Source organism: Streptomyces sp. B5E4 (assembly GCF_039871555.1).
Classification (GTDB): Bacteria; Actinomycetota; Actinomycetes; order Streptomycetales; family Streptomycetaceae; genus Streptomyces.
In genome coordinates this window covers 17,472-41,802 of sequence record NZ_JBDPMI010000010.1, presented here as the reverse complement: position 1 = coordinate 41,802, position 24,331 = coordinate 17,472, and the positions used below count along the sequence as shown (strand labels likewise).

General features: G+C 73.6%; 17 protein-coding genes and 1 pseudogene. 7 read left to right on the top strand and 11 right to left on the bottom strand.

What is annotated here, in order from left to right; translation table 11 throughout:
* Positions 1-60: 60 nt before the first annotated feature.
* Positions 61-3,603, top strand: coding sequence for a DNA polymerase III subunit alpha (gene dnaE / locus ABGA99_RS15645; protein WP_347579798.1), 3,543 nt, complete (start codon positions 61-63; stop codon positions 3,601-3,603).
* A 15-nt stretch (positions 3,604-3,618) separates the two neighbouring features.
* On the opposite strand, the gene ABGA99_RS15640 is transcribed toward dnaE, so the two are convergent.
* The gene (locus ABGA99_RS15640; RefSeq protein WP_347579797.1) at positions 3,619-4,323 is read right to left on the bottom strand and encodes an SDR family NAD(P)-dependent oxidoreductase; all 705 of its coding nucleotides are present in this window, start codon (positions 4,321-4,323) and stop codon (positions 3,619-3,621) included.
* A 93-nt stretch (positions 4,324-4,416) separates the two neighbouring features.
* On the opposite strand from ABGA99_RS15640, the gene ABGA99_RS15635 reads away from it, so the two are divergent.
* Complete coding sequence (locus ABGA99_RS15635) at positions 4,417-4,803, top strand: MerR family transcriptional regulator (protein ID WP_347579796.1); 387 nt, start codon at positions 4,417-4,419, stop codon at positions 4,801-4,803.
* A 125-nt stretch (positions 4,804-4,928) separates the two neighbouring features.
* Here the strand turns inward: ABGA99_RS15635 and ABGA99_RS15630 are convergent, their stop codons facing one another.
* Complete coding sequence (locus ABGA99_RS15630) at positions 4,929-6,944, bottom strand: BTAD domain-containing putative transcriptional regulator (protein WP_347582845.1); 2,016 nt, start codon at positions 6,942-6,944, stop codon at positions 4,929-4,931.
* Between the two features lie 47 nt (positions 6,945-6,991).
* On the opposite strand from ABGA99_RS15630, the gene ABGA99_RS15625 reads away from it, so the two are divergent.
* Positions 6,992-8,500 (top strand): MFS transporter, encoded by a 1,509-nt coding sequence (locus ABGA99_RS15625; RefSeq protein ID WP_347582844.1) that lies wholly within the window; start codon positions 6,992-6,994, stop codon positions 8,498-8,500.
* 16 nt (positions 8,501-8,516) lie between these two features.
* Here ABGA99_RS15625 and ABGA99_RS15620 read toward each other — a convergent pair whose 3' ends face one another.
* From ABGA99_RS15620 to ABGA99_RS15610, 3 genes are all read right to left on the bottom strand, one after another.
* Entirely contained in the window at positions 8,517-8,900 is a 384-nt protein-coding gene (locus ABGA99_RS15620) for a VOC family protein (RefSeq protein ID WP_347582843.1), read from the bottom strand.
* A gap of 65 nt (positions 8,901-8,965) precedes the next feature.
* On the bottom strand, positions 8,966-9,112 hold the full coding sequence (locus tag ABGA99_RS15615) for an SIP domain-containing protein (RefSeq protein ID WP_347582894.1): 147 nt from the start codon (positions 9,110-9,112) through the stop codon (positions 8,966-8,968).
* A gap of 203 nt (positions 9,113-9,315) precedes the next feature.
* The gene (locus ABGA99_RS15610) at positions 9,316-10,488 is read right to left on the bottom strand and encodes an MFS transporter (protein ID WP_347579792.1); all 1,173 of its coding nucleotides are present in this window, start codon (positions 10,486-10,488) and stop codon (positions 9,316-9,318) included.
* Positions 10,489-10,541: 53 nt separating this feature from the next.
* On the opposite strand from ABGA99_RS15610, the gene ABGA99_RS15605 reads away from it, so the two are divergent.
* Positions 10,542-11,300 carry a helix-turn-helix transcriptional regulator gene (locus ABGA99_RS15605; protein ID WP_347579791.1) on the top strand — a complete coding sequence of 253 codons (759 nt, stop codon included), beginning with the start codon at positions 10,542-10,544 and terminating at the stop codon, positions 11,298-11,300.
* A 15-nt stretch (positions 11,301-11,315) separates the two neighbouring features.
* On the opposite strand, the gene ABGA99_RS15600 is transcribed toward ABGA99_RS15605, so the two are convergent.
* From ABGA99_RS15600 to ABGA99_RS15590, 3 genes are all read right to left on the bottom strand, one after another.
* Positions 11,316-12,077 carry an aminoglycoside adenylyltransferase family protein gene (locus ABGA99_RS15600; RefSeq protein ID WP_347579790.1) on the bottom strand — a complete coding sequence of 254 codons (762 nt, stop codon included), beginning with the start codon at positions 12,075-12,077 and terminating at the stop codon, positions 11,316-11,318.
* A gap of 37 nt (positions 12,078-12,114) precedes the next feature.
* The gene (locus ABGA99_RS15595) at positions 12,115-13,488 is read right to left on the bottom strand and encodes a family 43 glycosylhydrolase (RefSeq protein ID WP_347579789.1); all 1,374 of its coding nucleotides are present in this window, start codon (positions 13,486-13,488) and stop codon (positions 12,115-12,117) included.
* Between the two features lie 238 nt (positions 13,489-13,726).
* Positions 13,727-17,008: a family 78 glycoside hydrolase catalytic domain gene (locus ABGA99_RS15590; RefSeq protein WP_347582842.1), complete on the bottom strand. Its 3,282-nt coding sequence runs from the start codon at positions 17,006-17,008 to the stop codon at positions 13,727-13,729.
* 166 nt (positions 17,009-17,174) lie between these two features.
* Between ABGA99_RS15590 and ABGA99_RS15585 the strand changes: the two genes are divergently transcribed.
* The 3 genes and pseudogenes from ABGA99_RS15585 (at position 17,175) to ABGA99_RS15575 (ending at position 19,102) form a co-directional block, all read left to right on the top strand.
* The gene (locus ABGA99_RS15585; RefSeq protein WP_347582841.1) at positions 17,175-17,876 is read left to right on the top strand and encodes an AvrD family protein; all 702 of its coding nucleotides are present in this window, start codon (positions 17,175-17,177) and stop codon (positions 17,874-17,876) included.
* Positions 17,877-17,934: 58 nt separating this feature from the next.
* Positions 17,935-18,947, top strand: a pseudogene (locus ABGA99_RS15580) (beta-ketoacyl-ACP synthase 3).
* Positions 18,944-19,102 (top strand): phosphopantetheine-binding protein, encoded by a 159-nt coding sequence (locus ABGA99_RS15575; protein ID WP_347579786.1) that lies wholly within the window; start codon positions 18,944-18,946, stop codon positions 19,100-19,102. The pseudogene ABGA99_RS15580 and the gene ABGA99_RS15575 overlap by 4 nt, the downstream one beginning before the upstream one ends.
* Positions 19,103-19,211: 109 nt before the next feature.
* Here ABGA99_RS15575 and meaB read toward each other — a convergent pair whose 3' ends face one another.
* From meaB to ABGA99_RS15560, 3 genes are read right to left on the bottom strand one after another with little or no spacing between them, the layout of a single operon-like run.
* Positions 19,212-20,189: a methylmalonyl Co-A mutase-associated GTPase MeaB gene (gene meaB, locus ABGA99_RS15570; protein WP_347579785.1), complete on the bottom strand. Its 978-nt coding sequence runs from the start codon at positions 20,187-20,189 to the stop codon at positions 19,212-19,214.
* A 12-nt stretch (positions 20,190-20,201) separates the two neighbouring features.
* Positions 20,202-22,379, bottom strand: a complete 2,178-nt coding sequence (gene scpA / locus ABGA99_RS15565) for a methylmalonyl-CoA mutase (protein WP_347579784.1) — start codon at positions 22,377-22,379, stop codon at positions 20,202-20,204.
* Complete coding sequence (locus ABGA99_RS15560) at positions 22,376-24,190, bottom strand: methylmalonyl-CoA mutase family protein (RefSeq protein WP_347582840.1); 1,815 nt, start codon at positions 24,188-24,190, stop codon at positions 22,376-22,378. Before ABGA99_RS15560 ends, scpA begins: the two co-directional genes overlap by 4 nt.
* Positions 24,191-24,331: the final 141 nt, after the last annotated feature.

The following is a 24,331-nucleotide window of genomic DNA, read 5'->3' as shown; positions in this document are numbered from 1 at the left end:
CTCCCCGACCTGGGGATTTGATGGCGCTTCTGACAACGCCCCGTTGTGTGAGGAGCCGTCGTGGCCAAGCCGCCTTTTACGCATCTGCATGTGCACACGCAGTATTCGCTGCTGGACGGGGCGGCGCGGTTGAAGGACATGTTCGCGGCGTGCCGTGAGATGGGGATGTCGCATATTGCGATGACGGATCACGGGAATCTGCACGGTGCGTATGACTTTTTTGCGCAGGCGTCGGCGGCGGGGGTGACGCCGATCATCGGTATCGAGGCGTATGTGGCGCCGGAGTCGCGGCGGAACAAGCGGAAGGTGCAGTGGGGGCAGCCGCATCAGAAGCGTGATGACGTGTCGGGTTCCGGTGGGTATACGCACAAGACGATCTGGGCGTCTTCGCGTACGGGTCTGCACAATCTGTTCCGGTTGTCGTCGGATGCGTACAAGGAGGGGTGGCTGCAGAAGTGGCCGCGGATGGACAAGGAGGTGATCGCCGAGCATGCCGAGGGGTTGATCGCTTCTACGGGGTGTCCGTCGGGTGAGGTGCAGACGCGGTTGCGGCTGGGGCAGTTCGACGAGGCGCTGGCGGCGGCGGCGTGGTATCAGGAGGTGTTCGGGAAGCAGCGGTATTTCCTGGAGCTGATGGATCACGGGATCGAGATCGAGCGGCGGGTGCGGGACGGGCTGCTGGAGATCGGGCGGAAGCTGGGGATTCCGCCGCTGGTGACGAACGATTCGCATTACACGTATGCGCAGGAGGCGGGGGCGCATGATGCGTTGCTGTGCATTCAGACGGGGAAGAATCTTTCGGATCCGGACCGGTTCAGGTTCGACGGGACGGGTTATTACCTGAAGTCGACCGAGGAGATGTATGCGGTCGATTCCTCGGACGCGTGGCAGGAGGGGTGTGCGAACACGCATCTGGTCGCGGAGCAGATCGACACCGAGGGGTGGTTCGAGAAGCGCGACCTGATGCCCCGGTTCGAGGTCCCCGACGGCTACAGCGAGGTCACCTGGTTCCGCGAGGAAGTGTGGAACGGCATGCGCCGCCGCTACCCGGACGGCTGGGACGAGAACTACCGCAAGCAGGCGGAGTACGAGATGGACGTCGTCATCCAGATGGGGTTCCCGGGATACTTCCTGGTGGTGGCGGACTTCATCATGTGGGCGAAGAACAACGGGATCGCGGTCGGTCCGGGCCGCGGCTCGGCGGCGGGTTCGCTGGTCTCGTACGCGATGGGGATCACGGACCTGGACCCGATCGAGCACGGGCTGATCTTCGAGCGGTTCCTGAACCCCGAGCGGGTCTCGATGCCGGATGTGGACATCGACTTCGACGAGCGCAGGCGGGCGGAGGTGATCCGCTACGTCACGGAGAAGTACGGGGCCGACAAGGTCGCGATGATCGGCACGTACGGGACGATCAAGGCCAAGAACGCGATCAAGGACTCCGCGCGGGTGCTCGGGTATCCGTACGCGATGGGCGACCGCATCACCAAGGCCATGCCCGCCGACGTAGGCGGCCACGGCATCGACCTCGCGGGCATCACCGACCCCGCACACCCCCGCCACGCCGAGGCCGGCGAGGTCCGGGCGATGTATGAGAACGAGCCGGACGTGAAGAAGGTGATCGACACCGCGCGGGGAGTGGAAGGACTCGTGCGGCAGATGGGCGTGCACGCGGCCGGCGTGATCATGTCCAGCGAGCCGATCGTGGACCACGTACCCGTATGGGTGCGCCACAGCGACCAGGTGACGATCACACAGTGGGACTACCCGACGTGTGAATCGCTCGGCCTGCTGAAGATGGACTTCCTCGGCCTGCGCAACCTCACCATCATGGACGACGCCGTCAAGATGGTGAAACAGAACAAGGGCCGGGACATCGAGCTGCTGTCGCTCCCGCTGAGCGACGCCAGGACCTTCGAACTGCTGGGGCGCGGTGACACCCTCGGCGTCTTCCAGTTCGACGGCAGCGCGATGCGCTCGCTGCTCCGGCTGATGCGCCCGGATCACTTCGAGGACATCACCGCCGTCACCGCGCTGTACCGGCCGGGCCCCATGGGCATGAACTCGCACATCAACTACGCGCTGCGCAAGAACGGCCGCCAGGAGATCACTCCGATCCACCCGGAGCTCGAAGAGCCGCTGAAGGAAGTCCTCGACATCACCTACGGGCTGGTCGTCTACCAGGAACAGGTGCAGAAGGCCGCGCAGGTCCTCGCCGGCTACACCCTCGGCCAGGCCGACCTGCTGCGCCGGGCGATGGGCAAGAAGAAACAGGAAGTGCTCGACAAGGAGTTCGTCCCCTTCCGCGACGGCTGCCGCGAGCGCGGGTATCCGGACGAGGCGGTGCAGGCGGTCTGGGACGTCCTGGTCCCCTTCGCCGGTTACGCGTACAACAAGGCGCACGCGGCGGCGTACGCGCTCGTGTCGTACTGGACGGCGTATCTCAAGGCCAACTATCCCGCCGAGTACATGGCCGCGCTGCTCACCTCCGTGCGCGACGACAAGGACAAGTCCGCGGTCTATCTCAACGAGTGCCGGAAGATGGGCATCAAGGTGCTGCCCCCGGACGTCAACGAGTCCGACGCCGACTTCACGCCCCGCGGGGACGACACGATCGTCTTCGGCCTCTCGGCCGTCCGTAACGTCGGCCGGAACGTGGTGGACTCCATCGTGCGCGGCCGGCAGTCCCTGGGCCCCTATGTCTCCTTTCCCGACTATCTCGACAAGTCCGAACCGGTCGTCTGCAACAAGCGCACCACCGAATCGCTGATCAAAGCGGGCGCCTTCGACGCCCTCGGGCACACCCGCAAAGGTCTCCTCGCCCGGTACGAGCCGATGATCGACGCCGTCGTCCAGGTCAAACGGAAGGAGGCGGAGGGGCAGTTCGACCTCTTCGGCGACATGGGCGGGGCAGGATCGGCCGACGAGCCGGGCTTCGGGCTCGACGTGCAGTTCGCGGACGAGGAGTGGGAGAAGTCCTATCTGCTCGCCCAGGAACGGGAGATGCTCGGCCTCTACGTCTCCGATCACCCCCTCTTCGGCATCGAGCACGTGCTGGGCGACAGGGCCGACGCCTCCATCGCCGCGCTCAACGGCGGCGACCACGCCGACGGGGCCATCGTCACCATCGGCGGCATCATCTCCGGACTGCAGCGGAAGATGACCAAGCAGGGCAACGCCTGGGCCATCGCCACCGTCGAGGACCTCGGCGGCTCCCTCGACTGCATGTTCTTCCCCGCCACCTACCAGCTCGTGGCCTCGCAACTCGTGGAGGACGCCATCGTCTTCGTCAAGGGCCGCCTCGACAAGCGCGAGGACGTGCCGCGGCTGGTCGCCATGGAACTCGCCGTCCCCGACCTCAGCACCGCGGGCGAACGCGCCCCCGTCCGCCTCGACATCACCGAGGCCCAGGTCACGCCCGAGTCCGTGGGCCGGCTCAAGGCCGTGCTCCAGGCCCACCCCGGTCCGTCCGACGTCCACCTGAGGGTGCGCGGCCGGACCCGTACGACGGTCTACCGCCTCGGCCACCGCATCGCGCCGCGGCCGGAGTTCTGGGCGGACCTGAAGGCGGCGGTCGCGGTGAGCCGGGAGCCCGGCGCATAGCGCGTGCCGCGCCGGTCACGGGTGCGGCGCCGCCGCCTCCGCGCCCGTGTGCAGGACGTCGTGCTCCCAGCGCGACCGCGGCTGGGTGTGCAGCCGCCAGTAGTGCTCCGCGATCACGTCCGGGTCGAAGCCCGTGCCGGGCGCGACCACGCCGTCGACCGTCACCGTCGCGACATGGACGCCGTCCGGCCCGTACTCCAGGTCGAGCAGTTGGGCCAGTGTGCGCACGCCCGCCTTTCCCAGCGAGAGGCTGACGTACGGCGCCTTCGGCTCGGGCATGCCCCCGGTGATCAGGAACGAGCCGGCCCCGCGCCGGGCCATCGCCGGGGCCAGGTGCGTCGCCGCGGTGATTGCGCCGCCGACGTTGACGGCCCAGGCGTCCAGCAGGGCGCGCTGCGCCAACTCGCCGAGCGCGTCGCCGCGTATTCGGGCCGCGTTGTAGACGACGGCTTCGGGCACGCCGAACCTGTCGGTCGCGGCGTCGAGCGCGGCGCGCAGCGCCGCCTCGTCGGTGACGTCGGCGGGCAGCGCCAGCACTCCGTATCCCGGCGGCACCCCCGTACCCGCTGCGGCGACCGCCTGCTTCACCGCCTCTGCGACCGGCGTGAGCGTACGCTCCGAACGCGCCACCAGCGCCACGGGCAGCCCCTCCCGGGCGAACCGGCGGGCCACCGCCGCGCCGATCCCGGGACCCGCCCCGATGACCACTGCTCCTGCCATGACCTCTCCTCACTCTACCCGCGGATGATCGGCGGTGTCCGCGACGTTAAGGCGTGACACCGGTGTGAAGGTCAAGCGAGAAGGCGGGACGGCATGAGGATCGGCGAGTTGGCCCACCGGACCGGCGTGAGCCGCCGGCTCCTGCGCTACTACGAGGAGCAGGGCCTGCTGCACCCCGTCCGCCTGTCCAACGGCTACCGCGAGTACGGCGACCGCGACGTCGCCACCGTGCGGCACATCCGCGTGCTGCTCGACGCGGGCCTGGGCACCGCGGTCATCACGAGGATCCTGGACTGCGTCGACGACGGCCCCGTACGCCGCCTGGTGACGACCGGCTGCCCGGGCGTGGTGGCCCGGCTCAGCCGGGAGCAGGCCAGGATCACCACCGCCATCGAACGCCTCGACCGCTCCCGGCAGATGCTCGACAGCCTGCTGGACCCTGCGGTGCCGGACCCCGGCAGCGGGCCGCGGGCGACCTGAACGCGTGCGCGCCGCCCGCGGTGGGCGGTGGCCGGTGACGCATCCGGACAACGGCCACCGGGCTCCGCGGACCGTAACTGCCGTCCGCCCGCCGTGCCTGGCGCGTCCACCGGACCGTTTCGGCGTCAGTGCGGCGTCGGCCGGCCGCTGGCGGCTTCGTACCAGGCCAGGGAGCCGCTGATGCGGGTCGCCAGGGCCGTCTCACGGCGGCGGGTGGCGCCGTCGAGGGCCTCGCGCAGGTTGGCGATCTCCGCGTCCAGCCGGCCGATCCAGCGCTGCCGCGCATGTCCCGCCCGCTCCGCCTCGGCGCACTCGGCGAGCCGGGCGTAGTAGTCGTCGCGGCGCCGCAGCACCTCCGCCGTCTCGCCGGCCTCCTCCAGCCGCTCCCAGGCGTACGCGGCGACCGTCTCCAGCAGCCGGAAGCGCTCGCCGTCCCGGGAGACCAGCGACCGGTCGACCAGCCGGGCCAGCAGCCCCGGCACCTCCTCGGCCGTCAGGCCCGCGGGCGGCACCTGCTCGCCGCCGGCCTCGATGGCCACCCCGGCGTCCGGACCGGCGCCGGTGTCCGCGCAGACGTAGATCGCCCCGCTCAGCGTGCACCCCGCGCCGTGCACCGCCAGCCGCCGCAGCGCCGCGCGCTCGCGGTCGTCCAGCAGCCGCCAGCTCCACTCCAGGGCCGCCCGCAGCGTCCGCTGCCGCTCCGGCAGGCCGCGCGGGCCGTCGTCCAGGAGCCGGAAGCGGTCGTCGAGCCCGGCGGCCAGACCCCGTACACCCAGACCGCGGACGCGGGACGCGGCCAGCTCCAGGGCCAGCGGAATGCCGTCGAGCCGGCGGCACACCTCGGCGATGTCTCCGGCGTTTCCGGCACCGAGCGCGAAGCCAGGCGCCGCCGCCGCGGCGCGGTCGGCGAAGAGCCGCACCGCGTCCGCCTCGGTCAGCGGCGCGACCGCCCGTACGACCTCGCCCGCGACGCCCAGCGGCTCCCGGCCGGTGGCCAGCACCCGCAGCCCGGGTGCCGTGCGCAGCAGCCGGTCGGCGAGCTTGGCGGCCTGGTCGACGACGTGCTCCGCGTTGTCGAGCAGCAGCACCGCGGGCCGGTCCCCCAGCGCCGCGGCGATCCGGTCCTCGTCCGGTACGCCGAACGCCGTCGCGACCACGTCGGCCACGCTCCCGCCGCCGGCGCCCGCCAGTTCGGCGACGTAGCCCGGCTCCGGGCGGTCGCCCAGGAGCGCCAGCGCCAGCCGCGTCTTGCCCACGCCGCCCGGGCCGGTGAGCGTCACCAGCCGCTCCCCGTCGAGCAGGGGCCCGAGCTCCGCCAGCTCCGCCGCCCGGCCGACCAGCGGCGTCAGCGACGCGGGCAGCCGCGGCGGGCGCAGCCGGGGCACCGCGGGCGGCGCGGCGGCCAGCGCCTCGTCGCCCGCCAGGATCCGCTGCTGCAGCCCTGCCAGCTCGGGGCCGGGGTCGAGCCCGGCCTCCTCGCGCAGCCGCACCCGCAGCGCGCGGTAGGCGGCCAGCGCCTCGCTCTGCCGGCCGGAGCCGTACAGCGCCCGCATCAGCAGCCCGGTCAGCCGCTCCCGCACCGGATGGGCGCCCACCAGGTCCGTCAACTCCGCCACCAGCGGGCCGTGTTCGCCCAGCTCCAGGCGTGCCTGCGCCAGCTCCTCCAGCGCGGTCAGCCGCTGCTCCTCCAGCCGCGCGGCGGTGGCGCGGGCGAAGGGCGCGTCCTCGTACGGGCTGAAGGCCGGCCCGCGCCACAGCGCCAGCGCCTCGGTGAGCAGGTCGGCGGCGCGCGCCGGGCCCTGCGCCGTACGGGCGCGCCGGACCAGCTCCGCGAAGTCCCCGGCGTCCGTGGTGGCCTGCAGCACATACCCCGGGGCGCCCGAGACCACCAGCTCCCGCCCGCCCGGCTCGGCGTCCCCGAGCGCCCGGCGCAACTGGGAGACCTTCGCCCTGAGCGCACCCGTGGGCTTCCCGGGCGGATGGGCGCCCCACAGATCGTCCACCAGCCGCCACTGCGGCACCGGCCGCCCCTCGTGGGCGAGGAGCGCGGCCAGCAGCACGCGTACCTTCAGCTCCGGGACCCTGACCGGCCGTCCGTCGTCGGTCCAGACCCGCACGGGACCGAGCATTCCGAAGCGCATGACACCACCATAAGCAAACCCGAACACCGCGCGGCGACCGTGAACCCATGACGACGACCACCGCCACGAAGGCCGGGCCCCGGGCATGGCTCGGCCTGAGCGTTCTCGCCCTGCCCATGCTGCTCGCCTCGGTCGACAACAGCGTGCTCTACCTCGCGCTGCCGCATCTGACCGCGGATCTGGAGCCGTCCGCCACCCAAGTCCTGTGGATCATGGACGTCTACGGGTTCATGATGGCCGGCTTCCTCATCACCATGGGCACCCTCGGCGACCGGATCGGCCGTCGCCGCCTGCTCACCTTCGGCGCCGCGGCCTTCGGCGCCGCGTCGGTGCTCGCCGCGTACGCCGTGAGCGCGGAAATGCTCATCGCCGCCCGTATCCTGCTCGGCATCTCGGCCTCCGCGCTCGCGCCCTCGGCGCTGGCCCTGGTCGGCACCATGTTCACCGACGCGCGCCAGCGCGCCCTGGCCATCGGCGTGTTCACCGCCTGCTTCATGGGCGGGGCGGCGCTCGGCCCGGTCGTCGGCGGAGTGATGCTGGAGAACTTCTGGTGGGGCTCGGTCTTCCTGCTCGGCGTGCCGGTGGCGCTGCTGCTGGTGCTCACGGCCCGGCCGCTGCTGCCGGAGTCCGGCGGCGAGGGGGGCGGGCGGCTCGATCCGGTGAGCGTCGCGCTGTCGCTGCTGACGGTCGTTCCGCTCGTGTACGGGCTGAAGGAACTGGCCGATGAGCCGGACGCGCGCGCGGGCCTGGCCGTCGCCGCCGGGCTCGCCTTCGGCTACGCCTTCGCCCGCCGCCAGCTCCGGCTGGCGGAACCGCTGCTCGACCTGCGGCTGTTCCGCAACCGGTCGTTCTCCGCGGCCCTGGTGGTGCTGCTGTTCACGATGCTCGTGCAGGGCGGCACGTACTTCTTCTTCAGCCAGCACCTCCAGATGATCGAGGGCTTCTCGCCGCTGAAGGCAGGGTTCTGGATGGCGCCGCCGGCGCTCGCGCTGGTCGCCGGTTCGCTGCTGGCGCCGGTGGTGGCGCGGACGGTGCGGCCCGCGGTCGTCGTCGGCGCGGGCCTGGCCCTCTCCGCGGCCGGGTTCCTGTACGTGGCCGTCAGCGACGACCTCGTACCCCTGGTGATCGGGTTCACGCTGGGTTTCCTCGGCGCCGCGCCCGTCGGCGCGCTGGGGCTGAACCTCATCGTGGGCACGGCGCCCGCGGAGAAGGCCGGCTCCGCCTCGGCGACCGCGGAGAGCAGCGGCGAGATGGGCGTCTCGCTGGGCGTCGCCCTCTTCGGCAGCCTCGGCGCCGCCGTCTACACCTCCGGATTCGACCTGCCCGCGGGTGCGCCGGAGCGGGCGGGGGAGTCGCTGGCCGACGCCGACGCGGCGGCCGCCGCGCTGCCGGAGCGCCTCGGCGGCGAGCTCCTCGACGCCGCCCACGCGGCCTTCGGCTCCGGGATGACCGCCGTCGCCGTGGCCGCCGCCCTGGTCTGCGGGGGCCTCGCGGTGCTTGCCGCCGTGCTGTTGCGGCACCTGCGCCCGATCGGCGCGGAGGACGGCGACGGCTGACGCGTACGGCGGCGGGTCAGGGCTGCGTCGCCGCCCGCTCGGCGGCGCTGCGCAGCACGCAGAACTCGTTGCCCTCGGGGTCGGCGAGGACGGCCCAGCCCGTCCCGTCCGGGTTGCGGTGGTCGGCGACGAAGGACGCGCCGAGGCCGAGCAGCCGCTCGACCTCCTCCTCGCGCCGGGTCTGCGGGCGCAGGCACAGATGGATCCGGTTCTTGCCGGTCTTCCGCTCCGGTACCTGGTTGAAGTGCAGCACCGGACCCTCGGGCAGGAGCACCTGCGTCTCCGGCGAGCCCGGTCCGTCCTCCGGATGGACCGGGCTGCCGGTCACCTTGCTCCAGAAGAGCGACAGTTCGTAGGCGTCGGCACAGTCGATCGCGATGTTCTGCACTACCGAGGTCATGGACGCACCCTGCCCCAGGACCCCGCACGCCGCCACCGGATTACGCCCCCGGCGGCGCACTGCCGTCAGGCGGACTCCGCCGCCGCCAGCCACTGGTCCTCCGTGGTGCCGCGACGCCAGTAGCCGGAGAACGTCACCGCCCCGCGGTCGAAGCCCCGTTCGCGCACCAGCTGGCGGCGCACCGCCCTGACCGTCGCCGACTCCCCGGCGATCCAGGCGTACGGCGTGCCCCCGGGCAGCTCGGCGGTCCCGAACGGCGTCCGGCACCGGGGCGTCCCGGGCCGCGTACGAGCCAGGTGACCTCCGCGTCCGCCGCGGTCGCCGGCTCCAGGCGGTCACCGGCGTCGGCCACCTCGATCCACGCGCGTACGGGCATGCCCGCGGGGAGCGTCGCGAAGGTGCCGGCGACGGCGGTTCAGCGCGGCGTTCCCGGCTCGCGCAGCGGGCCCAGCAGCAGCAGCCCGAGCGCCGGCAGGGCGATCAGCGGGCTGAGCGCCACGGTGAGCGAGGTCGCGTCCGCGAGTACGCCGATGAGCGGGCTGCCCAGTCCGCCCGCGCTCACGGCCAGCCCCAGCGTGACGCCGCCGGCGGTGCCGACGTGCCGGGGCAGGTAGTCCTGGCCGAGCGTGATGTGCAGAGAGAACGGCACGTACAGCCCCGCGGAGGTGAGGGCCACGAAGACGTAGACGGCGGGCCCCGGTACGAACACCACGCCGGCGACCGCCGGGCCGGCCAGCGCGTACGACCACCGCACCACCGGCAGCCGCCCGAACCGTGAGGCCAGCCGCCCGCCCGCCACCGTGCCCACCGCACCGCCCAGATACAGCACGAACAGCGCCGCCGTGCCCGCCGCCGTACCGCCCGCCGTGCGCCCGGGCACGTACAGCGAGACGAACGCGCTCAGCCCCACGAACACCACCGACCGGCACACCACCGCCCCGGTCAGCCGCGCGAACGACGCCCAGTCGTCCCGTCCCCCGGGTACGCCCGCCGGGCCCGCGCCGTCCGCCGGCCCGTCCTGTGCGTACGGCCGCAGCGCACGCAGCGCCGCCGCGCACAGCGCCGCGCCCGCCAGCGCCGGCAGCACCAGCAGCGGCGAGGCCCGCAGCCCGCCGGCCGCGGCGACGGCGGCCACCAGCGGGGGAGCGGTGGCGAAGCCGAGGTTGCCGCCGAGGGAGAACCAGCCCATCGCGGTGTGGCTGCCCGCGCTCGCCCGCCGCGCCACCCGGGCGGCCTCCGGGTGGTAGGCGGCGACCCCGATGCCCGACAGCGCGACGACGGCGAGCGTCACGGCGTACGAGCCGAAGACCCCGGCCAGCGCCACCCCCGCGCCGGCCGCCAGCGTGCTCACCGGCAGCAGCCACGGCAGCGGCCGCCGGTCGGTCAGCACCCCGAACAGCGGCTGCACCACCGACGACAGCAGCGAGGCCGCCAGCACGACACCGGAGGCCGCGGCGTACGTGTACGCCCGCTCGGCGACGAAGAACGGCACCAGCGCCGCCACCGCCCCCTGGTACACGTCGACGCAGGCGTGCCCCACGGACAGCAGCGTCAGGGGCCGGACACGGGCGGCGCGGGGTTCGGGCATCCCCCGATCGTCACCGAGTCGCCCCTGGCGAACTTCCGATAAAATGCCAATCGATGCCGGATATCCGCCACACCCCCGAGGCGCCCACGCGGGCCAGGACGCTTGCCGCGGGCGAGCGCATCGACGCGCACCGGCACGACGACCACCAACTCGTCTACGCCGGCGCCGGCGTGCTCGCCGTCACCACCGACGCCGGCACCTGGTTCGCGCCCGGCACCCGGGCCCTGTGGGTGCCCGCGGGCTGCGTCCACGCCCACCGCGCGTACGGCCACCTCGACCTGCACCTGATCGGCGTGCCCGCGGCCACCGACCCCCTCGGCCTCGGCGCGCCCGGCGTGCTGGCCGTCAGCCCGCTGCTGCGTGAACTGATCCTCGCCTGCACCCGCGACCCGTACGACGACACCCCCGAGCGGCAGCGGCTGCACACCGTCCTGCTGGACCAACTGCGCGCCGCGGGGGCCGCCGGCCCGGCGGGGCAGCCCGCGCCGCTGCCCGCGCCCGCGGACCCGCGGCTCGCCGCCGTCTGCGACCTGCTCTACGCCGACCCCGCCGACCAGCGCACGCTGGCCGTCCTGGGCCGGGCCGCGGGCGCGGGGGAGCGGACGCTCAGCCGCCTGTTCCGCCGCGAGACGGGCATGACGTTCCCTCAGTGGCGCACGCAGGTGCGGCTCTACCACGCGCTGCGGCTGCTTGCCGACGACGTACCGGTGACGACGGTCGCGCACCGCTGCGGATGGTCCTCGGCGAGCGCCTTCATCGACGTCTACCGCCGCGCCTACGGCACGACCCCGGGCGGCAGCCGCCGCACGTAAGCGGCACGCAGGCGGTCAGGGCCGGGACAGCTTCCCGATCTCCGCGACCACGTACTCCGTGTGCGGACGTACCCCCGCCCTCAGCTCCTCGCTCCAGCTCTCCTCGGCGTACCGGCTGCCGAGATACAGCTCCCGGGCGTGCTCCAGCACCGGCCGGTGCTCAGGGGGCAGCCGTTCCAGCGCCCACGCGGCGGCGGCGTCCTTGGGGCGGATCTCCCCGGTGGCCAGCGTGCTCCAGATCCGGGCCAGGGTGAGCAGCACATTGCGGGTGTCGTCGTCCGCCCCGGCCAGCAGCTCGGGGATGCCGGCCGTGGCGGCGCGGACCACGTCCTCGTACGGCACCGGATCCAGCACCCGCGCGGGCGGCGGGCCGGCGAGCGCGTGGTCGCCGGCCCGCGTCATCGTGAGCACGATCGCGAGGTCCGGCATGGCCTCCGGCCGCGGCGGCCCGCCCGCCTCGAACCCCTTGCGCAGCCACTCCCCGTACAGGAAGTCGCCGGTCGGCGGGTAGCGCCACGGCCGGACCTCGGACTCCACGACCACCGTCAGCTCCACCGGGCGCAGCCCGCCGGTGAAGCCGGACACGCGCAGCAGCCCGTCGAGGAGCGCCTGCCGCTCGTCGCCGGTCAGGGACCGGCGGGTGACGAGGAGGACGTCCACGTCGCTGGCGGGGCGGAGCCCTCCGAGGACGGCGGAGCCGTGCAGATAGGCGCCGACGACCTCGGGCCCCAGCACGTCGTCGACCAGCGTCATGACCGTGCGTACCTGATCTTCCATCGGACCAGTGTCGGACATGGGCGGCCGGCGCCGTGACTCAGGTGATCTCGATGCTGTCGAGCTCGGCGTAGTACGTGTCGCGGCCGAGGCGGATCGTGTTCCAGCCCGCGTCGAGCCGGACCCGCTGGTCGACCGTGGCCCACTTCTCCCAGCCGGTGAACGGGTAGGTCACCTTCCCGGCCGCCTTGCCGCGGACCGTCAGCAGGTGCGTCGAGGCCACGGGGGCGGAGCCGGCGAGGGAGCCGTTGGCGTAGCGCACGGACAGGGTGCGGTGGCCGGCGGCGGGGGCGAAGACGGAGAACTCCACGTAGCTGTTCGCGTAGTCGATGTGCCCGACGGCGCCGCCGTCGTGCGCACCGGCGGAATCACGGATCCGCGCGTTGTGCACGACGGCGTTCTCCGCCTGGTAGAGGACCTTGCTGCCCTCCACGACCGGCCGGCCGTCCGTCCAGCCGATGCCGGTCGCGTACATCGCGCGTCGCGACCGGTCCGCGCTCCAGCCGTGGAAGAGGATCCGGTCGCGCCCGTCCGGGCCGGTGACGACGTCCTGGCCGCCGGGCCCGCGGACGGCGCCGCCGAAGGTGTCGGTGCTGAGCAGCGGGTCGGCCACCTTGCTGTACGGGCCGGTGAGCCGGTCGGCGACGGCGTAGCCCGTCTTGTAGCGGTTGCCGTCGTAGAAGGAGGCCGAGTACAGCAGCACGTACCTGCCGCCGCGTTTGACGAGCGTCGGCGCCTCGATGACGTTGCCCTCCCAGGCGCGGTCCTGGCGGATGAGCGGCGTCGCCCTGCCCTTGACGACGGTGCCGTTCGCGTTCACGGGCTGGAGGTACAGCCAGGTGTCCGTGGCGCAGCAGTTGCCGTCGTTCTTCCACAGCATGTAGCGCTGTCCGCCCTCGGTGTAGCTGGAGGCGTCGATGGCGCCGCCCTGGCGTTCGGGGCAGACCAGCGGCCCGCGGCCGGCGGGCTCGAAGGGGCCCGCGGGGGTGTCGGCCAGGGCGACGCCGATGCACTGCTTGTCGCTGGCGCGATCGCGCGCGGTGTAGTGCATGGTGAACCCGGCGCCGTTGTCGAAGACCTCGGGCGCCCAGACCAGCCCTCTTTCCGGTGCCGCCCAGTCGCCGAGCCCGGGCAGCACGTCGGCGCCGTCCAGGGACCAGGAGGCGAGGTCGGTGGAGGTGGCGTGCTGGATGTTCTTGCCGGCGCCGTTGGTGGCGTAGGCGTGATACGTGTCGCCGGCCTTGACGATGTCGGGGTCGGGGAAGTTCGCGTCGAGCACCGGCGGTCCCGGGGCGGCGGCGGGTGCGGGTCCCGGCTCGGAGGCGGCGGCGGACGAACCGGGGGCGGCGAAGGCGGCGAGAGCGGCGAGGACGGCCGCGGCGGCGGTGACGGCTCTGGCGGGGCGCGGGGACACGGAAGCTCCTTCCGGGAGCGGACTCCGGGCGGTCGGCTGCGGGGCCGGCCGCCCGGGTGAGGTGAGCTGCGCGCGCTATTACATCGTTGTAATCGCCTGACACGGTAAGGAGCCGCACCGGAGGTGTCAACGACCCCCGCGGGGGCGGTCGTTGCCGGGGCGGCGGCCCGTCGCACGCCGCCGCCCCGTGCTACTGAATGGTTTCAATCCGCGCTTCGCTCCGCGGCTGCGAACGCGGTCACGGCTTCCCGGTGAACGTCCACGAACCGTGCGGCACCCGGTACACCGCGAAGCCGGGCTCGGCCCGTACGAACTCCGCGCCCTCCGGCTCCCGTACGTCCCCGCGCGATCCGCTCGGCACGTGCACCTCCGCCGTCGCCCCCACCGGGACCCGCACCGCCAGCCGCACCGTCCGGTCGATCCGCGACCACGACACGGCCGCGGGACCGCGCACCGTGTGCAGCTCCGTGCGCGCCCAGTCGACCCCGGCGCGCGCGTCCGGGCGTACGGAGAACGTGCGGTAGCCGGCGTCGCCCGGCCGCAGTCCGGCCACGTTCTCGTACAGCCACTGCACCACCGTGCCCTGGAAGTAGTGGTCCCGCGAGCGCGAGTCGAGCTGCCACATCTCCCACATGGTGTCGGCGCCGTTGTCGAACCAGTAGCCCCAACTGGGGTACGTGCGCTGGGTCGCGATGGCGTGCGCGACGTCGGCGTGGCCCTCCGCGGTCAGCGCGCGCAGCAGCACGCTGGTGCCCAGCGCCCCGGTGTTGAGGTGGTTGCCGCGCTCTTCGATGTCGGCGAGCAACGACGCGGTGACGCTCGCCCGCGCCCCGGGCGGGACCAGGCCGAAGGCCAGCGGAATGCAGTTGTTCGTCTGCCGGTAGCCCGGGTCCTTCGCCGTGCGGTAATGGCCCTCGGGTGCCAGGAACGCGGCGTTCAGCGCCTCCTTGAGGCGTTCGGCGGCGGCCAGGTAGCGGTCCCGGGTGCCGGTCTCGCCCGACAGGCCGGCCATCGCCGCGGTGTCGGTGAGCGCCCGGTGCAGATAGGAGGTGGCGGTCAGCCGGGTGTCCTCGGGCGGGTTGCCGCCGTAGCCGGGCGGCAGGTAGTCGCCGAGCGCGGTGACCGCCAGGCCGTCCACCAGCCGGTCCAGCTCCCAGTCCAGATAGCGCGTGAGCGCCGGCAGATGGTCGCGTACGACGCGCTCGTCGCCGTACACCCGGTACATCTCCCTGACCAGGAACGGGTAGACCGTCGTCCACTCCGGCGCGGGTGCCAGGTCACGGTAGCCCCAGCCGCCGCTGGGCACGATCACCGGCACCTGGCCCTCGGCGTTCTGGCTGTCGCGGAGGTCGTCCAGCCACTTGCCGAGCATCCGGTGCATGCCCAGCGCGTACATCATCACGGGCGCGCCGACCTGCGCGTCGCCGGTCCAGCCGTTCTTCTCGTACATCGGGGTGTCGGTGGGGATGCCGTGCAGGTTGTTCTGCACGGTGCGGCGCATGGCGCGCTCCAACTGCTCGTAGAACGGCTCCGAGCAGCCGAACGTCCCGGTGTCGTCGACCGGCGTGTGCACCACCCGGCCGAGGACGTCGCCGGGTTCCGGCTTGGCGGGCAGCCCGCTGATCTGCACGTAACGGAAGCCCTTGTACGAGAACTTGGGCTCCCACACCTCCGCGGAACCGCCGCCCGCGCAGACGTACTCGTCGGTCTGGAAGCGGCCCGGCACATGGCCGGTCTCGGCGTGCACGCTGCCGTCGGCCTTCAGCTTCTCGCCGTGCACGAGCCGCACGACGGTGCCCGCGGGGGCCCGTACCGAAAGCCGGGACCAGCCGGCCAGGGTGCGGCCCATGTCGACGATCCAGGTGTCGCCGTGGGCGGTGACGGCGACCGGCCGGACGGTGTCGATGACCCGGATCGCGTCGTGGGGCTGGGCGCGCAGGGACCCCTTGGGCGGATCCTGGCGCGCGGGGGCCGCCCAGGCCGCGTCGTCGAAGCCCGGCTCGGTCCAGCCCGCGGGGTGCTCGCGGGCGTCGTAGGTTTCGCCGGCGTAGAGGCAGTCGGAGCGGGTGGGGCCTTCGCTGATACGCCAACTGCCGTCGGTGGCCACGGTGGTACGGGCGCCGCCCGGGTGCTCGATCTCCAACTGGGCCAGCAGGCGCGGCTCGCCGTGCCACGGGGGGGTGTGCCAGTTCCAGACGTTGGGCGTCGTCATGCCGAAGAAGCCGCGGCCCAGGGCGACGCCGATGGCGTTGGCGCCGCGGGTGACGAGGTCGGTGACGTCGTGGACGGCGTACAGCACCGTCTCGTCGTAGTCCGTGAAGCCCGGGTCGAGGACCTGGCGGCCGACGCGGCGGCCGTTGATCTCGGCGTCGTAGTAGGCGAGCCCGCTGAGGTACAGCCGGGCGCGCAGCACGGGCCTGCCAACGGTGAACTCGCGGCGCAGCAGCGGCGCGGGCCGCACCTCGGCGGGGACCGCCGCGCCGCTGCCCCAGGGGCCCTGGCCGTACGGCGCGAGCACCGTGGCAGCCTCCCACGCGCCGTCGTCGAAGCCGGGCTGCTGCCAGCCGTCCTGCTCCTCCCCCGCGCACCGCCAGCCCGGCCCGGTGACCAGCTCGGTGACGTCGTCGCCGCGGTGCACCATGAGACGTACGAGCAGACCGCCCGGGTTGACCGAGGCGCCGCCGCGGTTGGTGGCCCGGACGGCGACGACCACCCGGCCGTCCGCGGCGCGCACCGCGTCGGTGACGTCGGCCTGCCGGCCGGTGCGCCAGCCGTCGGTCTGCTGCGGGGCGTGCAGCACCTGGGCGCCGTCGAGGAAGAGGGTGAAGTCGTCGTCGGCGGTGGCCACGATCCGCGCCGCCGACACCTCGGCCCCGGCGGGCAGGTCGAGCGCGGCGCGGAACCAGACCGGTCCCGCGGGGGCGTTCTGCGGGGTGGCGCCGGGCGCCCAGATCCACGACGTGCCGTCGAAGCCGGGCGGCTGGGGCGCGGCGTCGGCGCCGATCCAGTGGCCGCGCCAGTCGCCCTCCGCCAGCGCGGTCTCCCACCAGCTCCATCTGCTCCAGTCGGACCGCCGGCCGTGGCCGTCCCAGACCCGCACCTGCCAGTGGTAGCGGGTACGGGTCTTCAGCGCCGGACCGCCGTAGGCGACGCCGACGGTCTGCGCCGAGGCGACGCGGCCGGAGTCCCACACCACGGGACCGTCGCCCTCGGTGTCCGGCGCGACCCGGACCTGGTACGCGCTCTGCCGCGCGCCGTTGCCCGGCGCGGACAGCTCCCAGCTCAGCCGGGGTGCGGCGACGTCCGTGCCGAGGAGGGAGGGCGCGTACTCGACGGTGGTGCGCTCGACGCGCAGCCCCGCCTCGCCGCCGTCCCCGCCGTCCCGGCCGGCCGCGGCGGCGGGGACGGCGCCCTGGCCGAGGCCGATGACACCGGCTGTCGCGCCGGCGGCTGCGGAGGTGCGCAGAAAGGCCCGCCGGTTCCATGCACTTCCGTTGTTCGTCTCGCGCTCGTGGCTCATCGCACGTCCCTTGATCGAGGATGGCGTGTCCGACCTGGCAATTGAAACGTTTCAATCGGACTCTTCGAAAATCCTAGATCGACGCGTCGGACAGCTCAAGAGTCGTGCAGCGAACGGCAGCGGGCGCCGCCCCCGCCGCGACGTCGGCGGCGACGTCGGCGGGGGAGTGCGCGGGGCTGCGCGGAGGGGCCGGGGTTACGCGGAGGCGGAGGCGCCCGCCGGCAGCGAGCCCGTCGAGGACGGCCTCGGCCACTTCTCCGTCGGCGCCACCGAGGACGCCGTGACCGTCGGCTCCGCGCCGGGGATGCGGCGTACGACCGCGGACTGCCGGGTCGGGGCGATGGCCGTCCGGGCGGAGGTGGAGCCTCCCGCGGGCGACCGGACGGGCGCGGCCGAGGGCGCGTACGCGACGGCCGAGAGACGGCCGGGCCCCTGGAACGACGCGCCCTTCGGAGCGTCCCACTTCGGCCGCAGCCAGTTCGTCACCGGCGTCGCCGCCGAGGGCGACGAGGAGATGAGCGCGGACCTGGCCGTGACCGCCGGAACCCGCGCCGGGGGAGCCGGACTCAGGCCCACGATGATCGACCTGTTCGTCGCCGCGCTCCAACTCGGGCAGGTGCTCCTCTACCGCTACGACGGCATCGAGCGGGCCGCCTCCCACACGCTCTGGATGCGCACCACCTCGATCTCCCTCGCCGACACGCCCGATTCCGCCGGCGGGACGGCGTACGACGACGGCCGGCTGCGGGTCGCGCTCCGCCGCCCCGTGAAGCTGACGACCGAGCGCGGCACCTGGCGCGTCGGCCGGCTGACCAGTACCTCCGCCGGCATGCGGCTCGCCTGCAACGTCGCGCACCTGCTGCCCTGACCCCGCAGCACGCAGTCCGCGCGCCGGCACCGCGCCGCGCCGTCCGAAGGGGAACCACATGACGCAGCACGCCGCGTTCATCGGGCTGGGCGCCCCTCTGCCGCCGCGGCAGGTGACCAACGACCTCAGCCGCACCCTCGACACCTCCGACGAGTGGATCACCACCAGAACCGGCATCCGCACCCGACGCTGGGCCACCCCGGGCCAAGCCACCGGCGACCTGGCCGTGGCGGCGGGTGAACGGGCGCTCAGGTCGGCGTGCCTGGCGCCCGAGCCCGGCGCGGTCGACGCCCTGGTGGTCGCCACCACCACCCCCGACCACCCCTGCCCGGCCACGGCGCCGCAGGTCGCGGCCCGGCTGGGACTCGGCCCGGTGGCGGCGTACGACATGGGCGCCGCGTGCTCCGGCTTCCTCTATGCGCTGGCGATCGCGGCGGGACAGATCGCCGCGGGGCAGGCGCGGCGGGTGCTGGTGATCGGCGCGGAGACGATGTCGAGCCTGCTGGACACAAGCGACCGCACGACGGCGGTGATCTTCGGCGACGTCGCCGGCGCTGCCGTGCTCGCCGCCGTGCCGGACGCCGCCGCTCCGGGGGTGCTGCTCGGCACCGACCTCGGCTCCGACGGTTCCCGCCACGATCTCGCGTACGTGCCCGGCGGCGGTTCGAGGGAGGCCGCCGCCGGGCCCGTACGCGCCCCCCGGGCACACCGGCTGACGATGCAGGGCGAGAAGGTCTTCGCGCTCGCGGTCGCCCGGATGGCGGACTCGGTGACGGCGCTGCCGGGGCGCGTCGGCTGGGAGACCGGCGAGGTGGACCGGCTCGTCGGTCACCAGGCGAACATACGGATCCTCACCTCGCTGGCGCGCAGGCTGGATTTCCCCGTGGAACGGCTCGTCGTCAACATCGACCGGGTGGGAAACACCTCCGCCGCCTCGATTCCGCTCGCTCTCACCAACGCCGTCGCGGCCGGCGAACTGACGGCGGGGACCGTGTCGTCCTGGCCGCCTTCGGCGGCGGACTTTCCTGGGGTTCGGTCGCCCTCACCTGGCCCGGAATGCCCGCGGTATGACGCCGTCCATGGAATTCGACTCGCTCGTGCTCGTCGAAGTCGCCGTGGAACTGAGCCGGCGATTCGACACGGACGTCTCCCACGAGGAAGTCCAGGAGGCCGGAAACGTCACGGGCACCGTCGAGTTCCTGAAATCGAAAGGCGTGGCGGTCTGAGCCGCCCCGCGAGGAGCCCCGCGGGCGTCCCACGACGTGGCCGCACGGGCAGCCGGTGAGCCGACGCCGCGGCGGACCGCACCACACCGGCTCCTCCGGCCGGGGCCGCTCAGCCGCCGAACGCGTCCAGGATCTGCTCGGCCGCCCGGGTCGCCGTCAACTCGCCGTCCCTGACCTGCCGTTCCAGCCCTGGCGCCAGCGCGCCGACCTCCGCATCGGCGCGCAGCCGGCCGAGCAGTTCCTCACGGACCATCGTCCACGTCCAGTCCACCTGCTGATCGCGCCGCCGGTCGGCCAGCCGGCCGGTGCTCTCCAGCAGTTCGCGGTGGCGCTCCAGCCGGTCCCAGACCGTGTCGAGCCCCGTCGCCTCGCGCGCGCTGCAGTGCAGCACCGGCGGCGTCCAGAACGCGCCCCTGCCGTGCATCAGTCGCAGTGCGCCCGCCAGTTCGCGGGCCGCCGCCCGGGCGTCGCGCTCGTGCGGCCCGTCCGCCTTGTTGACGGCGATGACGTCCGCCAGCTCCAGCACGCCCTTCTTGATGCCCTGCAACTGATCCCCGGTCCTGGCCAGCGTCAGCAGCAGGAAGGAGTCGACCATGTTCGCGACGGACGTCTCGGACTGGCCCACGCCGACGGTCTCCACCAGCACCACGTCGTAGCCGGCGGCCTCCATCACCACGATCGACTCGCGCGTCGCCTTCGCCACCCCGCCGAGCGTGCCCGCGGTGGGGGAGGGGCGGACGAACGCGGCCGGATCCACGGCCAGGCGCTCCATGCGCGTCTTGTCGCCCAGGATCGACCCGCCGGTGCGGCTGGACGACGGGTCCACGGCCAGCACCGCCACCCGGTGGCCCAGCCCCGTCAGCATGCTGCCGAAGGCGTCGACGAACGTCGACTTGCCCACCCCCGGCACCCCACTGACCCCGATGCGCCGGGCGTTCCCGCTGTGCGGCAGCAGCTCGGTCAACAGTTCCTGGGCCAGCGCCCGGTGCTGCGGCCGGGTTGACTCCACAAGGGTGATCGCGCGGGCGACGAGCGCGCGCTTGCCGTCGAGGACGCCCTTGACGTACGTGTCGAGGTCGATGGCCACCGGGTCACCCGCTCACGCGGCGTCGTGACCGAGGCCGGCGGCCAACTGCGTCACCAGGTCGTACGCGGCGTCCGGGATCACGGTGCCCGGCGGGAACACCGCCGTCGCGCCCATCTCCAGCAGCGTCGTCACGTCCTGCGGCGGGATCACGCCGCCGACCACGACCATGACGTCGTCGCGTCCCTCCTCCGCCAGCGCCTCGCGCAGCGCCGGAACGAGCGTCAGATGCCCGGCCGCCAGCGACGAGACCCCCACGATGTGCACGTCCGCCTCCACGGCCTGCCGCGCCACCTCCGCCGGGGTCTGGAAGAGCGGGCCGACGTCCACGTCGAAGCCGAGGTCGGCGAAGGCCGTGGCGATCACCTTCTGGCCGCGGTCGTGCCCGTCCTGGCCCATCTTGGCGACCAGGATGCGCGGCCGCCGGCCCTCGGCGTCCGCGAACTCGCCCACCCGCGCCCTGGTCCGCTCCACCGACGGCGACTCGCCCGCCTCGTTCCGGTACACACCGGAGATCGTACGGATCTGCCCGGCGTGCCGCCCGTAGCTCGACTCCAGGGCGTACGAGATCTCGCCCACCGTCGCGCGGGCCCGCGCGGCCCGTACCGCCAGCTCCAGCAGGTTGCCCTCACCGCCGGCCGCGCGCGCCAGGTCGTCCAGCGCGCCCCGGCACGCGGCCTCGTCGCGCTCCGCGCGCAGCCGCTCCAGCTTCGCGATCTGCTGCGCCCGCACCGCGGAGTTGTCGACCTTCAGCACCTCGATCTGCTCGTCGGATGCCACCCGGTACTTGTTCACGCCGATCACCGGCTGCCGGCCGGAGTCGATACGGGCCTGGGTGCGCGCCGCCGCCTCCTCCACCCGCAGCTTCGGGATGCCCGCGTCGATCGCCTGCGCCATCCCGCCGGCCTGCTCGACCTCCTCGATGTGCTGCCAGGCCCGCCGCGCGAGGTCGTACGTCAGCCGCTCCACGTACGCGCTGCCGCCCCACGGGTCGATCACGCGGGTCGTCCCCGACTCCTGCTGGAGCAGCAACTGGGTGTTGCGGGCGATCCGGGCGGAGAAGTCCGTCGGCAGTGCCAGCGCCTCGTCCAGGGCGTTGGTGTGCAGCGACTGCGTGTGGCCCTGGGTGGCCGCCATCGCCTCGACGCACGTGCGCGTCACGTTGTTGTAGACGTCCTGTGCCGTCAGCGACCAGCCGGAGGTCTGCGAGTGCGTGCGCAGCGACAGCGACTTGGGATTCTGCGGATCGAAGCGTTTGACCAGCTTCGCCCACAGAAGGCGGGCCGCGCGCAGCTTGGCGATCTCCATGAAGAAGTTCATGCCGATCGCCCAGAAGAACGACAGCCGCGGCGCGAAGGCGTCCACGTCCAGGCCCGCGTCCCGGCCCGCCCGGAGGTACTCCACGCCGTCGGCGAGGGTGTACGCCAGCTCCAGGTCGGCCGTCGCGCCCGCCTCCTGGATGTGGTAGCCGGAGATCGAGATCGAGTTGTAGCGCGGCATCTTCTGCGAGGTGAAGGCGAAGATGTCGGAGATGATCCGCATCGACGGCTTCGGCGGGTAGATGTAGGTGTTGCGGACCATGAACTCCTTGAGGATGTCGTTCTGGATGGTCCCCGCCAGCTTCTCGGGCGGCACCCCCTGCTCCTCGGCCGCCACGATGTAGAGCGCCAGCACGGGCAGCACCGCGCCGTTCATCGTCATCGACACCGTCATCCGGTCCAGCGGGATGCCGTCGAAGAGCCGGCGCATGTCCAGGATCGAGTCGATCGCCACCCCCGCCATGCCGACGTCGCCCGTCACCCGCGGGTGGTCGCTGTCGTAGCCGCGGTGGGTGGGCAGGTCGAAGGCGACGGACAGGCCCTTCTGGCCGGCCGCGAGGTTGCGGCGGTAGAAGGCGTTCGACTCCTCGGCGGTGGAGAAGCCCGCGTACTGCCGGATCGTCCAGGGCTGGTTGACGTACATCGTCGGGTACGGGCCGCGCAGATACGGGGCGACGCCCGGGTAGGTGTCCAGGAAGTCCAGGTCCGCCAGGTCCTGCCCGGTGTACAGCGGCCGGACGGCGATGCCCTCGGGCGTCTCCCAGCCGAGGTCGCCGCCGTCGCCGCCGCGCTTGAGGGCGGCGCGCCACTCGTCGGTGCCGGCCGTGGGGGCCGGGGTGCCCAGCTCGATGTCCGAGAAGTCGGGGACGGTCATCGGGCCACTCCCATGCGGTCGAGTGCGTCGGTCAGCACGGCCACGGCGTCGCAGCCGGCGTGGACGTAGGTGTCGGCGCCGTCGTACGGGCCGGGGCGCCCGGCGAGGTACACGTGCCGCGCCCCCGCGGCCCGCAACTCCGCGGCGGCGGCGGCGCCCTGCTCCTCGTACACCGTGTCGCCGGAGCACAGGCACGCCTCGCGTGCCCCGCTGTCCGCGAAGGTGCCCCCGGTGACGGGCTCGACGCCGCCGGCCTGGAACAGGTTCGCGGCGAAGGTCAGCCGCGGGGTGTGCACGGCCGCCGGGCCCAGTGCGGCGAGGAAGACGCGCGGCCGGGCGCCGGTCGCGGCCAGATGCGCGTCGGAGCGCGCCCGCAGCGCCTCGAACGCCTCGTCCCTGCGCACCCGCGGCAGCCCGCCGGACGGCGGCTCGGGCGCGGGCTCGCGGACGACGGGCTTCTCCGCCAGGTCGGGGAACTCGCTGACCCCGGTCACCGGCTCGCGGCGGGTGGCGAGCTTCTTGCCGCGCTCCGCCCAGGTCTGCGCCAGCCGTTCGCCGACCATCCCGGAGCGCAGCGCGGCGGCGTGCCCGCCGGCCCGCTCGATCTCCTGGAAGAACGCCCAGCCGGCGTGGGCGAGTTCGTCGGTCAGCCCCTCCACGTACCAGGAGCCGCCCGCCGGGTCGATGACCCGGGCCAGGTGCGACTCCTCGACGAGGACGGCCGAGGTGTTACGGGCGATGCGCCGGGAGAACGCGTCCGGCAGGCCGATCGCGTGGTCGAAGGGGAGCACCGTCACCGCGTCCGCGCCGCCGGCCCCGGCGGCGAGCGTGGCGACCGTGGTGCGAAGCATGTTCACCCACGGGTCGCGGCGGGTCGCCATCACCGGCGAGGTCACCGCGTGCTGGCGCTGCGCACCCGCCTCGGGCGCCCCGCAGACCTCCGCGACCCGCGCGAACAGCCGGCGGGCCGCGCGCAGTTTGGCGATCGTCAGGAACTGGTCGGCGGTGGCCGCGTACCGGAACTCCAGCTGGGCACACGCCTGTGCGGCGCTCAGCCCGGCCGCGGTCAGCTCCCGCAGATAGGCGACCGCGGTGGCCAGGGAGCAGCCCAGCTCCTGCGCCGCCGACCCGCCGGCTTCGTGGTACGGCAGCGCGTCCACGGTGACGGCGCGCAGGCCCGGGTGGCGCGCGGCGCACAGCCGGGCGAGTCCGGCCACGGCCGCGGGGTCCCCCCGGCGTCCGGTACGGGCCTCGTGGCCGAGCGGGTCGGCGCCCAGGCCGCCTTGGGCGGCCTCGGCGGCGACGCCGCGCCCCCCGTACAGCCGCAGCAGTTCCCGCGCGGCCGGCTCGGTCTCCGCGCCGGCGTCCAGGACGACGGGCGCGAGGTCGAGGTAGACGTCCGCCAGGACGTCGGAAAGCGCCGCGACGGGGATGCCGCCGGCGTCGCCGACGGCGAGCCACAGGGAGGTGGCGCCGTTCTCCAGGTCGCCGAGCACGGCCTCCGCGTCGGGCACCGCGTGCCGCTGGCGAACGTCCCAGCCGCCCGCCGCGTTTCCCTCGATCCGGCCGCCGCGGACGAAGGGCGCGAAGCCGGGCAGGCCGGGGTCGGGGGCGTGGTGGCGCGCGGTGTACAGCGGCGGGGTGCGCAGCCCGTCCTCCAGCGCGGTGGACAGCAGGGCCTCCGCGTCGGCGCCGGAGACGTCCTTGCCGGACTTGCGCAGCACGCCGGCCACGAGCTGCTGCCACTGCTCGTGCGACGCGTCGGCGAACTCGGCCGCCAGGGAGAGCCCGTCATCGGGCAGGACAGTCATGGTCGGATGCTAGCCAGGTCGGCTAATGGATAGACGATGCCGGCCTTGGCTGTGACTTTCTTCTCGTCGGGGCCACGTCCGGCCGGCCCCCTCGCCGGCCGGACGTGCGGGGCGTGAGCGCGCCCCGCACGCCGGGGCCCG

Coding starts and splice junctions, on each gene's coding strand:
- ABGA99_RS15605 (WP_347579791.1), top strand. CDS start 10,542: ATGCCGGATATCCGCCACACCCCCGAGGCGCCCACGCGGGCCAGGACG.
- ABGA99_RS15635 (WP_347579796.1), top strand. CDS start 4,417: ATGAGGATCGGCGAGTTGGCCCACCGGACCGGCGTGAGCCGCCGGCTC.
- scpA (WP_347579784.1), bottom strand. CDS start 22,379: ATGACCGTCCCCGACTTCTCGGACATCGAGCTGGGCACCCCGGCCCCC.
- ABGA99_RS15590 (WP_347582842.1), bottom strand. CDS start 17,008: ATGAGCCACGAGCGCGAGACGAACAACGGAAGTGCATGGAACCGGCGG.
- ABGA99_RS15625 (WP_347582844.1), top strand. CDS start 6,992: ATGACGACGACCACCGCCACGAAGGCCGGGCCCCGGGCATGGCTCGGC.
- ABGA99_RS15600 (WP_347579790.1), bottom strand. CDS start 12,077: ATGGAAGATCAGGTACGCACGGTCATGACGCTGGTCGACGACGTGCTG.
- ABGA99_RS15640 (WP_347579797.1), bottom strand. CDS start 4,323: ATGGCAGGAGCAGTGGTCATCGGGGCGGGTCCCGGGATCGGCGCGGCG.
- ABGA99_RS15575 (WP_347579786.1), top strand. CDS start 18,944: ATGACGCCGTCCATGGAATTCGACTCGCTCGTGCTCGTCGAAGTCGCC.
- ABGA99_RS15630 (WP_347582845.1), bottom strand. CDS start 6,944: ATGCGCTTCGGAATGCTCGGTCCCGTGCGGGTCTGGACCGACGACGGA.
- ABGA99_RS15620 (WP_347582843.1), bottom strand. CDS start 8,900: ATGACCTCGGTAGTGCAGAACATCGCGATCGACTGTGCCGACGCCTAC.
- ABGA99_RS15610 (WP_347579792.1), bottom strand. CDS start 10,488: ATGCCCGAACCCCGCGCCGCCCGTGTCCGGCCCCTGACGCTGCTGTCC.
- ABGA99_RS15560 (WP_347582840.1), bottom strand. CDS start 24,190: ATGACTGTCCTGCCCGATGACGGGCTCTCCCTGGCGGCCGAGTTCGCC.